This is a genomic window from Kribbella shirazensis (genome assembly GCF_011761605.1).
Lineage (GTDB): Bacteria > Actinomycetota > Actinomycetes > Propionibacteriales > Kribbellaceae > Kribbella > Kribbella shirazensis.
Window position 1 is genome coordinate 1,553,238 of the sequence record NZ_JAASRO010000001.1, and the last position, 11,857, is coordinate 1,565,094.

The window sequence follows — 11,857 nt, forward strand, 5'->3', positions numbered from 1 at the left end:
GTTCAAGACGTGACAACCGGAACTGCGGGAGGCTCGGGACATGGACATCTTCACGGCAGGACGGGACTTCGTACGGCGGGACGCTCGGGTGCTCGAGCGACGGCTCTTCGCGACGATCTTCGAGGGCGCTGATCCGCACGGCGTGGTCGACGCGCTGCGCGGGTTCCAGAACGCCGACGGCGGATTCGGGCACGGGCTGGAGCCGGACAAGCGGTGTCCGGACAGCCTGCCGCTCGACGTGGAGGTCGCGTTCGACACGCTGCTGGCGGCCGGTGCCCGCGACGACGAGCTGGTACGGCGGGCCGTCGACTGGCTCGACTCGGTCGCGACACCCGACGGCGCGGTGCCGCTGTGCGGTCCGGCGGTCGAGGGTTATCCGCGCGCCGAGCACATCAGCGAGTGGACGTATCAGCCGGGCCTGAACCCGACTGCGGGACTGGTCGGACGGCTGCACAAGCTCGGCGTCGAACACCCGTGGCGCGACAAGGCCGGCGCCTGGTGCGCGGCCGAGCTGGCCAAGGGCTTCCCGGAGGACGCCCACGGCCTGCACGAGGCGCTCGAGTTCCTCGAACACACCGGTGATGTCGACTTCGACCGGGTCCGCGAGTGGCTGCCGAAGCTCGCGCACTACCGCGGCGACGCGGCCGATCCGTCGTACGGCGTGACGCCCCTGCAATTCGCGCCGACCCCGGACAGCTTCTGGCGCCCACTCTTTACCGACGAGCAACTCGAGGCCCACCTGGACCGCCTGATCGCCGACCAGCAGGACGACGGCGGCTGGGCGATCACCTGGGAACCGCCGGGTCCCGCCGCCACCCTCGAGTACCGCGGCATGGTCACCGTCGGCGCCCTCCGCACCCTGAAGGCGTACAACCGGCTCTGAGTGCCTGAGGACAGACACCCTTACCTCCTGGGGTGTCTGTCCTTAGGTACCGGACTCGGCGGGATGCTCAACCTGGCGGTCGCCCCACTGGGTCAGAAGACCGCGGGCGATCTCCAGGTCCTCGCGGAGCGAGCGGTCGGCCAGGTCGCCGGGGAGGGCCGTGAGCGCGTCCGCCAGCCAGGGGCCGACGGCGGCCGGAGCCAGGTCGTCAGGGGTGAGACCGGCCAACCGGATCGCGCGGACGGCGGTGACGAGTTCGCTGGCAAGCACCTCGCGGAGAGCGTCGAGGAGTTGCTTCGTCAGCGCGGCGGCCTGCGGGGCGAAGCTGGCATGCAGTTCGGCGCCGCGGGACAACGTCGCCGTACCGAGGGTCGCGGGCTGTGCGGACGAGCGCACCGCGGCGAGCGCGTCGTGCGCGACGTACTCGATCATCATCACGCCCGAGCTCGCCTCGGCGCCGCTGGCCAGGAACCGGCTGAGGCCGGTGTAGTCCGGGTCGACCAGGTTCGCGACCCGCGTCGTCGAGAGGGTGGCGACGCTGTGCAGGCTGAGGCGGAGCGAGTCGAGGGCGAGGGCGATCGGCATCGCGTGCCAGTTGCCGTTGTGCAGCACGGTCCCGCCGGCGACCAGCGGGTTCTCCGCCGCCGCGTTGATGTCGATGCGCACACTGTTGCCCAGGGCATCGGAATGGTCGACGGCCGGTCCGAGGACCTGGGCGAAGGCCCGCAGACCGAACGGATCCTGGACACGGGCCGGCGGCAGCGGGAACCCGTCGAGCAGTTCGCGCATCCGGCGCGCGACCCGGACCTGGCCCGGCTGCGGCCGAGCCTCGTGGACGCGGGTGTCGTACACCTCGGCGTTGCCGCGGAGCGCGACGTGTGAGAGCGCGCCGACGAGCGGTACGACGTTGATCAGTGTCGACGCGTCGACGTACGCCAGACAGCACTCGGCCAGCGTGAACGCGTTGCTGGACAGCAGCGGGAGCGCGCTGGTGCCGTCGATGACGTCGCCGAGCGCGAGACCGAGTTCGGCGAGCGGGCCGAGATCGCCGGTCCCGATCGCGCCGCCGCGGTGCAGTTCGGGGAGGTCGTCGTCGTTGAGCAGGTCGACGATCGCGTCGGCGACCGCCGGTTCGAGTCCTGATCCGCCGGCGGCGAGCTGGTTCACCCGGATCAGCAGGCCGAGCCGGACGACGTCCTTCGGGTACGCCGTCGTACCGGTCGTCGAGTGCGATCGGAGCAACCGGGCGCCGTGCTCGGGGTCGGAGGTCAGCACGTCGCGGTTCGCACCGACGCCGGTGGTCCGCCCGTACACGGGCTGCCGCTCCGCCACGTCGGCCACCAGTTGCGCCGACTCGTGCATCCGGTTCCGCGCGTCGTCGCCCAGGCGTACCGCAGTACGCCGCTGCCCGAGGGCCACCGCTTCTAACGGCGCCAGCCCGGCGCCCGTCAGCTCAACCGGCTCCATCCCCTCAGTGTGAAACCGCGGCCCGCCGCTGGGTAACCGACGCGCTCACCCCGGCGTCTCGTATCCGAGATGCTGGGACCCCCGGACATGCGGAAGGGACCTCGGACATCTGGTCAGATGTCCGAGGTCCCTGGAAACTGTCCGAGGTACGCGGGGTCTATGACCGGCCGTAGCGCTTCTTGAACTTCTCCACGCGGCCCTGGGTGTCCATCACGCGCTGCTGGCCCGTGTAGAACGGGTGGCTCGCGGACGAGATCTCGACGTCGACGACCGGGTAGGTGTTCCCGTCGTGCCACTCGACGGTCTCGTTGCTCTCGCGGGTCGAACCGGTGAGGAAGCTGAAGTTGCCGGACTTGTCCCGGAAGACGACCCGGCGGTAGTCGGGGTGGATGTCCTTCTTCATGCTGCGGTACTTCCTTCCAAGTAGGGGGCGAACGGATCGGTCAGGGGGTGGACCGCTTCGTCCGCACGCAGGACACAACCGTCCAGGCGGTCCCGTAATTCCCGCAGGTCCAGCCCGACGCCGGTGAGCGAGAGGTACGACGCGCGGTCGCCGTACTCGGGATGCCATTCGAGGGCCGAGCGGGCCTGGTGCTGCTGCCCGACGGCGGACCAGCGGTCGGCGGGGAGGTCGGCCAGCCAGGGGCCGAGGACGCCGATCGAGACGTTCGTGCCGAAGCTGTCCCAGCTGAGCCGGTTGCGGTGCTGGGTCGCGATCCAGAGCGTGCCGCGGCCGCGGGCCGTGCCGTTGACCAGGTCCTCGAGGGCGTCGTACAGCCGCTCGGGATGGAACGGCCGGCCGGACTGCCAGACGAGCGTCTGCGCCTCGCCGTCCACAGGTGCCGCGATCGAGCCGTCCTCGACGACGGGGACCTGCAGCCGCAGGCCGAGCAGTCCGGCGGGGGTGGTCCGGACGAGCAGTTGCGGATTGATCGCCTGGATCAGCGCGCGGACGATGGTGTCGTCGCTGCTCAGGACCGCCGCGTTCGCCGACTCCAGTTGGCGTACGGCGACCTCGGCGATCGCGCGACCGTCCTCGGCGGCGGTCGGTACGCCGCGCTCGCGGATCAGCTGCTCCCCGGTGAGATCGGGGACGACGGTGGTCGTGTCGACGGTGGTGACGACCGCGTCGACGGTGAGTTCCGGTTCCTGCGCGATCTCGGTGGCGATCGCGTGGGTGTCGCCGGCGGTCGGGACGCTGACGATCGCCACGTCGTACCGCTCGACGGCCGCGATGCTCGTCAGTAGCTGGACGAGGGACCCGCGCATCGCACATGAGACGCACGGGTGGTCCATGGTGATCACCTCGCGGTCGATCACGCCGGTCGCGGTCCGCGCGGTCCGGACGACGGAGCCGGTGCTCAGGGCGCTCACGTCGTACTCGACCAGGACCCCGGCCTGGCCGGTGGCGGCCAGCAGATTCCCCGCCATGGCGCCGCGGAACTCGTCGTCGAGGCCCGTCAGCAAGGTCACCGGCAGCATCGAGTCTCCCGTCTTGTTGAAAACGATAACCAATACAACGTACCCTCTGAACCGGAATAGCCGCCACCCCGCGGGCGTTCACCGGGGTGAGAGAGAGGACAGCATGGCCAAGCGCAACGACCTCCGCCCCATCGTCAAGCTCCGCAGTACGGCGGGTACCGGATACACCTATGTAACGCGGAAGAACCGCCGGAACAATCCCGACCGGCTCGTCATCCGCAAGTACGACCCGAAGCTGCGCACCCACGTCGACTTCCGCGAAGAGCGGTAATGGCCACCACGGCGAAGATCGCGAAGAACGACCAGCGCCGCCGTACCGTCGCCCACTACTCCGAGCGGCGCGCCGCCCTGAAGGCGACCATCGCAGACCCTGGTACGTCGGCCTCCGACCGCGCCGAGGCGCAACTCAAGCTCCAGAAGCTCCCGAGAGACGCCAGCCCCATCCGCATCCGCAACCGCGACACCGTAGACGGCCGCCCCCGCGGCTACATCGGCAAGGCCGGCATCTCCCGCATCCGCTTCCGCACCATGGCCCACCGAGGCGAACTCCCTGGCATCACCAAGTCGTCCTGGTAGTTCACCGGAAAGCAGAGGAAAGCACCGAGTACTACACGGAGCAGGCACCCAGCACCACCCGCACCGGCCTCAACCGCCTGGTCCGCGCATCATCAGCACTAGTCGGTCGATCACCGCGAGCGACCTGGTCGGCACCGGCGAACACGTGGCGACGGGTGGCCTGGGGAATCCTGCCCACCTGAAACGACCAGCAGAACTCCCCACGCGACCAACCCTCGGGCGTCACCCCGACGAAGGTGCGGCGCGGACCACCAAGCCAAGCCCGGGGTGGATGGGAGCGCGTGTAGCGGGCGAGCTGAGGAGCGGCGCGGCGAACGAAGTGCCTGCGAAGCGCGTGGGTCTACCACCTCGACCACCCCCGCAACGTCATCCGCCTAACCCCGCCGCAGCACCTCCCGTGCTAGGTCTGCCGCCGGTAGCACGGCACCTGTTAGCTCTTCCTGAAGTAGCACCTCTGCTGTTAGTTCTTCTAGCCGTGGAGGCGGCGCGTGAGGGCTTTGGCGGCTTGGCGGATTTTGTGGGCGAGGTGGGGGCGGTCGGTGGGTGGGACGGTGTCGGTGCGGAAGGTGACGCTGATGGCGGCGACGGGGTGGCCGGCGTGGTCGATGGCGGCGCTGGCTACGGACGCCATGCCGGGGGTGATGAACGAGTCCTCGACCGCGAACCCCTGCCGTTTCTCCTCCGCCAGGAGCCGCCGGAGTTGGGTGAGCGTCTGCGGCCCGAGGTCGGTCCGTCGTACGAAGGACTCAGGTGACGGGAACAGCGCCCGTACCTGCGCCGGCGGCAGTTCGGCAAGCAGCGCGCGGCCGGACGCGGTGAGGGTCGCGGGCAGCCGTACGCCGACATCGGTCACGAGCGTCACGGGCCGCGGCGGCTGCTCCTTCAGCAGGTACACCAGCTCCCGGCCGTGCAGTACGCCGAGATGCGCCGTCTGACCCACCTCGTGCACCAACTGGACCAGCAACGGCCGCGCCAGCCGCTCGAGCGGGTCGTGCCGCAGATACGCGGACCCGATCTCGAAAGCGGCAACCCCGAGCCCGTACCGCTTCTCCTCGGGCAGATGCACGACGAACCCCTCGTCGATCATTGCCCGTAGCAAGTGGTACGTCGACGAGCGTGGCAGTCCGACCGCGGAGGCGATGCGCTCCATCGGTACCGGACCGGGCTGCGTGGCCAGGAACGTCAGCACCCGCAACGTGCGGGTCGAGGCGGGAACGTTGCCGCTCACAACGGCAGCGTAACCCTCACACGATCGACGAGTCGCGCTTCTTCGCCCGATTCCTGCGCAGCCAGAAGCGGAAGCCCTCGCCGAGGACGGCGACCGCGAACAGCCCGCCGGCGACCGGCCAGTCCATGAGGGCGGGCCCGGACAGCAGCAGCCCGACGGCGAGCGACAGCACCAGGAAGAACGCCAGCGAGACCGCGAGCCGTTTCACAGTGTCTTCTCCGCGGTCCAGGCAGCCGAGGTCTCCCGGTAGCCGAGCCACCGGTTGACCGCGAGCATCGGCTCGTTCGCCGCGTCGTTCCCGGTCGACGCGACCGTGAACCCGGCGTCCCGCGCTCGCGCGAGCGCCACGGACTTCACCACCTTCGCCAGCCCGCGGCCACGCGCCGACGGGATCGTGCCGGTCAGATTCGACCAGATCAGTGTCCGGTCCGGGTCCGCCGTGGTCGTCACGAACGACAGCACCCGGTCCCCGTCGAGTACGGCGGCGCTCAGGTCGTAGCGCACGTCCGGGTTGTGCCACGACGTACGCTCCCACTCCTCGTACGCCGGTCCGCCCGACAACCCGCTCGGGTCGTCCTCGCGAACCTGGACCTCCGCGTCGAACACCTGTCGCGGCTCCAGCTCGTCGTACGTCGCCACGCGCAAACCCTCCGGCGGCGCAGCGGGCTCAGGCGCCGCGCTCAACTCAGCCGCCGCATGCGTCATCCGCCGCCCCACCGTGAACGCGTGCCGCGTGGCAAAGCGCTGCGAGTCCTCGTCGTCGCCCACGACAACCAGCAACCGCCCGGCGCCGGCCGCGACGGCCCGCTCGGTGATCGCGGCCGCCAGTGCACTCCCGATCCCGCGCTTGCGGTACTCCGGTGGCACCTGGACCGTGATCCGCACCCGCGGCGCCTCGCCGCCCGGTGACGGCAGGTAGATGTTCGCGTATCCGACCACGTCCGGCCCGTCGACGGCGATCAGCACCTCTTGGCTCCGGCCGTGCCGCAACTGCAGCTCGATCGCGCGCGCCGTCTTCACCAGTTGCGGCATCGCCGCGGCCCACACCTTCGCGATCCCCACCGCGTCCTCCGGTCCCGCCGACCGGATCTCGAACACCATGGCAGGACTCTACGGCTACCGAGGGTCGCCGACGTCTCGGATCCGAGACGAAAAGTGGTACGGCGCTGCTGTCCGGGACCGCGTCGGCGCGGTGCAATGATCGGGTGGAGTACACGGTGAACGGCACGGTGAAGATAGGGGTCGGGCCGCTGACCCCGGCCCAGGTGGTCGCGGTCGCGCGGTACGGCGCACAGGTACGGATCGACGACCAGGCGCTCGAGGAGATCGCGAAGTCCCGGGCCGCGATCGAGGCGCTCGCGCACGCGGACACCCCGCACTACGGCGTCTCGACCGGGTTCGGCGCACTCGCCACGCGCCACATCGCGCCGGACCTCCGGGCACAACTCCAGCGCAGCCTGATCCGCTCGCACGCGGCCGGCTCCGGTCCCGAGGTGGAGACCGAGGTCGTCCGGGCGCTCGCCCTGCTGCGACTCTCGACGCTCGCCACCGGACGCACCGGAGTGAGGATCGAGACAGCCCAGGCGTACGCCGATCTGCTGAACGCCCACCTGACGCCGGTCGTGCACGAGTACGGCAGCCTCGGATGCTCCGGCGACCTCGCCCCGCTGTCCCATGTCGCGCTCGCGATCATGGGCGAGGGCAAGGTCCGCGATGCCGACGGCAACCTTCTCGACGCGGGTGAAGCGCTGCAGACGCACGGCCTGCAGCCGGTCGTCCTGGCAGAGAAGGAAGGTCTCGCGCTGATCAACGGGACCGACGGCATGCTCGGCATGCTGGTGCTCGCGCTCGCCGATCTCGACCGCCTGTTCAAGACCGCCGACCTCGCCGCCGCGATGAGCGTCGAGGCCCAGCTCGGCACCGACCGGGTGTTCGCCGAGGACCTGCAGGCCCTGCGCCCGCATCCGGGCCAGGCAGCGGCCGCCGCCAACCTGCGCGCGATCCTCAAGGACAGCGCGATCGTCGCCAGCCACCGCGGCCCGGACTGCAACCGCGTCCAGGACGCCTACTCGCTGCGGTGTTCTCCCCAGGTCCACGGCGCCGCCCGCGACACCGCGGCGCACGCGGCGAGTGTCGCCGGCCGCGAACTCGCCGCCGCGATCGACAACCCGGTCGTGCTGCCGGACGGTCGCGTCGAGTCCAACGGCAACTTCCACGGCGCCCCGATCGGGTACGTCCTCGACTTCCTCGCGATCGCCGTGGCCGATCTCGCGAGCATCAGCGAACGCCGTACCGACCGCTTCCTCGACGTCGCCCGCAACCACGGTCTGAACGCGTTCCTCGCCGACGACCCCGGCGTGGACAGTGGACACATGATCGCGCAGTACACGCAGGCCGCGATCGTCTCCGAGCTGAAGCGTCTCGCCGTACCTGCCAGCGTCGACTCGATCCCGAGCAGCGCGATGCAGGAGGACCACGTGTCGATGGGCTGGTCCGCCGCGCGCAAGCTGCGCAAGGCGGTCGACGGCCTGCAGCGGGTGCTGGCGATCGAGATCCTCACCGCCGCGCGGGCGCTCGACCTGCGCGCGCCGCTGGACCCGGCACCGGCCACCGCCGCCGTCCGGACCGCCCTGCGGGAGTACGTCGAAGGGCCGGCCACCGACCGGTTCCTCGCTCCCGAGATCGAGTACGCCGTCCGGCTCGTTGCCGACGGCACCTATGTCACCGCCGCCGAGGCCGTCACCGGCCCGCTGAACTGAAAGGCTGGATCACCCATGTCCGGACCACGTCCTGTCCGCGCGCCCCGCGGCACCACCCTGACTGCCCGCGGCTGGCAGCAGGAGGCCGCGCTGCGGATGCTGCAGAACAACCTCGACCCCGAGGTGGCCGAGCACCCGGACGAGCTCGTCGTGTACGGCGGTTCCGGTAAGGCGGCCCGGGACTGGAACTCGTTCGACGCGATGGTCCGCACGCTGACCACGCTGAAGGACGACGAGACCATGCTCGTGCAGTCCGGCCGCCCGGTCGGCGTCATGCAGACGCACGAGTGGGCGCCGCGGGTGCTGATCGCGAACTCGAACCTGGTCGGCGACTGGGCCACCTGGGAGGAGTTCCGCAAGCTGGAGGCGATGGGACTCACGATGTACGGCCAGATGACGGCCGGGTCGTGGATCTACATCGGCACCCAGGGCATCCTGCAGGGCACCTACGAGACCTTCGGCGCGGTCGCGGAGAAGAAGTTCGGAGGCTCGCTCGCCGGCACGATCACGCTGACCGCCGGGCTCGGCGGCATGGGTGGTGCGCAGCCGTTGGCGGTCACGATGAACGACGGCGTCGCGATCTGCGTCGACGTCGACGAGTCGCGGATCCAGCGCCGCATCGAGCACCGCTACCTCGACGTACGGGCGTCCTCGGTCGACGAGGCGCTGCGCCTGGCCGAGGAGGCGAAGGCGGCGCGGAAGCCGCTGTCGATCGGTGTGCTGGGCAACGCCGCGACGATCGTTCCGGACCTGCTGCGGCGCGGTGCGCCGATCGACGTGGTGACCGACCAGACGTCGGCGCACGACCCGTTGATGTACCTGCCGGTCGGGATCGACTTCGAGGACTGGACGACCGCGCGGGAGAAGGATCCGGCCGGGTTCACCGAGCGGGCGCAGGAGTCGATGGCCCGGCACGTCGAGGCGATGGTCGGGTTCCAGGACGCGGGTGCCGAGGTGTTCGACTACGGCAACTCGATCCGGGACGAGGCCCGTAAGGCCGGGTACTCCCGGGCGTTCGAGTTCCCCGGCTTCGTGCCGGCGTACATCCGGCCGTTGTTCTGTGAGGGGAAGGGCCCGTTCCGGTGGGCGGCGCTGTCCGGCAACCCGGCCGACATCGCGAAGACGGACCAGGCGATCCTGGACCTGTTCCCGGACAACGAGCACCTGAGCCGGTGGATCAAGCTGGCCGGTGAGCGGGTCGCGTTCCAGGGCCTGCCGGCGCGGATCTGCTGGCTCGGTCAGGGTGAGCGGGACAAGGCCGGTGTGCGGTTCAACGAGATGGTGGCCTCCGGTGAACTCGAGGCGCCGATCGTGATCGGCCGGGACCACTTGGACACCGGCAGCGTCGCGTCGCCGTACCGGGAGACCGAAGGCATGCTGGACGGCTCGGACGCGATCGCGGACTGGCCGTTGCTGAACGCGATGGTGAACGTGGCCAGCGGCGCGTCCTGGGTGTCGATCCACCACGGCGGCGGCGTCGGGATCGGCCGGTCCATCCACGCCGGCCAGGTGTCCGTTGCCGACGGCACCGACCTGGCCCGGCGGAAGCTGGAGCGGGTACTGACCAACGACCCGGCGATGGGTGTGATCCGTCACGTCGACGCCGGCTACGACAAGGCTGTGGAAGTCGCCGACGAGAAGGGTGTCAGGGTCCCGATGCGGGAGAACTGACTGCGGAGTGCGACCGTCGCAATTTGTACTGCTACGGTGCACTTTCCCACGGAGCGAGAAACCGTGCGATCGCGTGGTTTCGGGGGATTGGTCCGCTAGGGTCTCATCCGCGACCGACGACGAGCGCGAAGGGGCGCCATGATCGAGTTCGAGGACGTCACCAAGCGGTATCCGGACGGCACCGTCGCCGTCGACAAGCTGTCCCTGCGGATCCCGAGCAACCAGATCACCGTGTTCGTCGGCCCGTCCGGCTGCGGCAAGACCACGTCGTTGCGGATGATCAACCGTACGATCGAGCGGACCGGCGGGACGATCTCGATCGACGGCCAGGACATCAACTCCCAGGACCCGGTCACGCTGCGGCGCGGCATTGGGTACGTGATCCAGAACGCCGGTCTGTTCCCGCACAGGACGGTTGTGGACAACATTGCCACTGTGCCGAGGCTGCTCGGCTGGGACAAGCGCAAGGCGCGCGGTACGGCGATGGAGCTGCTGGAGCGCGTCGGCCTGGACTCGAAGCTGGCCGGGCGGTATCCGGCCCAGCTGTCCGGTGGCCAGCAGCAACGAGTCGGCGTCGCCCGTGCGCTGGCGGCCGATCCGGCGATCATGCTGATGGACGAGCCGTTCAGCGCGGTGGACCCGATCGTCCGGCACCAGCTGCAGGAGGAGCTGCTCCGCCTGCAGCGCGACATCGGCAAGACGATCGTGTTCGTCACCCACGACATCGACGAGGCGATCAAGCTCGGCGACAACATCGCGGTGATGCGGGTCGGCGGCAAGCTGGCCCAGTTCGCTCCACCGGCCGAGCTGCTCGCCCAACCTGCGGACGACTTCGTGCGCGGGTTCGTCGGTCAGGACCGCGGTTACCGAGCGCTGACGTTCGTGCACCCCGAGACGCTGCCGATGAAACCGTTGCCGGACGAGCTGGCATTGCAGGACGGCGTACCGGTCGGCTGGCGGAACGGATCTGAGGAGCTGCTGCCTGTCGGTTCGGTGTTCCAGCGCGGCGACTCCCTGCGGGCGGCGCTGGACGCCGTGCTCACGTCGCCGACCGGCTGGGGCGTGGTCGTCGACGAGGAAGGCCGCGCGGTGGGCGTGGTCGACCAGAGCGCAGTAGCTGAGGCGTTGCGGTCATGAGCTGGATCGGCGACAACCTAGGGCTCATCTGGGAGCAGCTGCGTGAGCACCTTTACCTGGCGATCCTTCCGGTGATCCTCGGGCTGCTCATCTCCGTGCCGTTGGGGTACGTCGCGACGCGCTACTCCTGGCTGGCGAATCCGCTGATCGCCTTCGGCGGCATCCTGTACTCGCTGCCGTCGATCGCACTGTTCATCGTGCTGCCGGCGATCCTCGGGACCAAGGTGCTGTCCACGGTCAACATCGTCGTCGCGCTGACCATCTATACCGTCTCCCTGCTGATCCGGAACGTGATCGACGGACTCCGCTCCGTGCCACCCGACGTCCGGCAGTCCGCGGTCGCGGTCGGGTACGGCGCGGTGCACCGGCTGATCGCAGTGGACCTGCCGATCGCCGTACCCGTCATCTTCACCGGACTGCGCGTGGTCACCGTCGCGAACATCTCCATGGTGAGCGTCGGCGCGGTGATCGGGATCGGCGGACTGGGAGAGCTGTTCACGCTCGGTTTCCAGAAGGACTTCCTCACGCCGGTCGTGGTGGGCGTGGTGCTGTCGCTGGGCCTGGCCCTGCTCGCGGACCTCGTGCTGGTGACGTTGCAGCGGGTTCTGACTCCTTGGGCTCGCGTCGCGACGCCCGTGGTGGAGGTGGCATGAC

The 11,857-nt window shown here is 69.8% G+C and carries 13 protein-coding genes; 7 read left to right on the forward strand and 6 right to left on the reverse strand.

Annotated elements, in window-relative coordinates:
• The first annotated feature begins 40 nt into the window (after nt 1-40).
• Entirely contained in the window at nt 41-883 is an 843-nt protein-coding gene (locus BJY22_RS07615) for a prenyltransferase/squalene oxidase repeat-containing protein (RefSeq protein ID WP_167204757.1), read from the forward strand.
• 42 nt (nt 884-925) lie between these two features.
• Here the strand turns inward: BJY22_RS07615 and BJY22_RS07620 are convergent, their stop codons facing one another.
• From BJY22_RS07620 to BJY22_RS07630, 3 genes are all read right to left on the reverse strand, one after another.
• Entirely contained in the window at nt 926-2,350 is a 1,425-nt protein-coding gene (locus BJY22_RS07620) for an aromatic amino acid ammonia-lyase (RefSeq protein WP_167204759.1), read from the reverse strand.
• A 157-nt stretch (nt 2,351-2,507) separates the two neighbouring features.
• On the reverse strand, nt 2,508-2,753 hold the full coding sequence (locus BJY22_RS07625; RefSeq protein WP_167204761.1) for a type B 50S ribosomal protein L31: 246 nt from the start codon (nt 2,751-2,753) through the stop codon (nt 2,508-2,510).
• A complete protein-coding gene (locus tag BJY22_RS07630) occupies nt 2,750-3,832 on the reverse strand; it encodes a GTP-binding protein (RefSeq protein ID WP_167204763.1) in 1,083 nt (360 codons plus the stop codon). The genes BJY22_RS07625 and BJY22_RS07630 overlap by 4 nt, the downstream gene beginning before the upstream one ends.
• A gap of 103 nt (nt 3,833-3,935) precedes the next feature.
• Here BJY22_RS07630 and rpmG point away from each other — a divergent pair, with 103 nt between their 5' ends.
• A complete protein-coding gene (gene rpmG, locus BJY22_RS07635; RefSeq protein WP_167204765.1) occupies nt 3,936-4,103 on the forward strand; it encodes a 50S ribosomal protein L33 in 168 nt (55 codons plus the stop codon).
• A complete protein-coding gene (gene rpsN / locus BJY22_RS07640) occupies nt 4,103-4,408 on the forward strand; it encodes a 30S ribosomal protein S14 (protein ID WP_167204767.1) in 306 nt (101 codons plus the stop codon). Before rpmG ends, rpsN begins: the two co-directional genes overlap by 1 nt.
• Nucleotides 4,409-4,877: 469 nt before the next feature.
• On the opposite strand, the gene BJY22_RS07645 is transcribed toward rpsN, so the two are convergent.
• The 3 genes from BJY22_RS07645 to BJY22_RS07655 are packed head-to-tail and all read right to left on the reverse strand — an operon-like array spanning nt 4,878 to nt 6,737.
• Nucleotides 4,878-5,636: an IclR family transcriptional regulator domain-containing protein gene (locus BJY22_RS07645; protein WP_167204769.1), complete on the reverse strand. Its 759-nt coding sequence runs from the start codon at nt 5,634-5,636 to the stop codon at nt 4,878-4,880.
• A 16-nt stretch (nt 5,637-5,652) separates the two neighbouring features.
• A complete protein-coding gene (locus BJY22_RS07650) occupies nt 5,653-5,844 on the reverse strand; it encodes a hypothetical protein (protein ID WP_167204771.1) in 192 nt (63 codons plus the stop codon).
• Complete coding sequence (locus BJY22_RS07655; RefSeq protein WP_238350308.1) at nt 5,841-6,737, reverse strand: GNAT family N-acetyltransferase; 897 nt, start codon at nt 6,735-6,737, stop codon at nt 5,841-5,843. The genes BJY22_RS07650 and BJY22_RS07655 overlap by 4 nt, the downstream gene beginning before the upstream one ends.
• A gap of 104 nt (nt 6,738-6,841) precedes the next feature.
• On the opposite strand from BJY22_RS07655, the gene hutH reads away from it, so the two are divergent.
• From hutH to BJY22_RS07675, 4 genes are all read left to right on the forward strand, one after another.
• Complete coding sequence (hutH, locus tag BJY22_RS07660; RefSeq protein WP_337758351.1) at nt 6,842-8,395, forward strand: histidine ammonia-lyase; 1,554 nt, start codon at nt 6,842-6,844, stop codon at nt 8,393-8,395.
• 15 nt (nt 8,396-8,410) lie between these two features.
• Nucleotides 8,411-10,066 carry a urocanate hydratase gene (gene hutU / locus BJY22_RS07665; protein WP_167204773.1) on the forward strand — a complete coding sequence of 552 codons (1,656 nt, stop codon included), beginning with the start codon at nt 8,411-8,413 and terminating at the stop codon, nt 10,064-10,066.
• Nucleotides 10,067-10,204: 138 nt separating this feature from the next.
• Nucleotides 10,205-11,203, forward strand: a complete 999-nt coding sequence (locus tag BJY22_RS07670; RefSeq protein WP_167204775.1) for an ABC transporter ATP-binding protein — start codon at nt 10,205-10,207, stop codon at nt 11,201-11,203.
• On the forward strand, nt 11,200-11,856 hold the full coding sequence (locus BJY22_RS07675; protein ID WP_167204777.1) for an ABC transporter permease: 657 nt from the start codon (nt 11,200-11,202) through the stop codon (nt 11,854-11,856). The genes BJY22_RS07670 and BJY22_RS07675 overlap by 4 nt, the downstream gene beginning before the upstream one ends.
• Nucleotide 11,857: the final 1 nt, after the last annotated feature.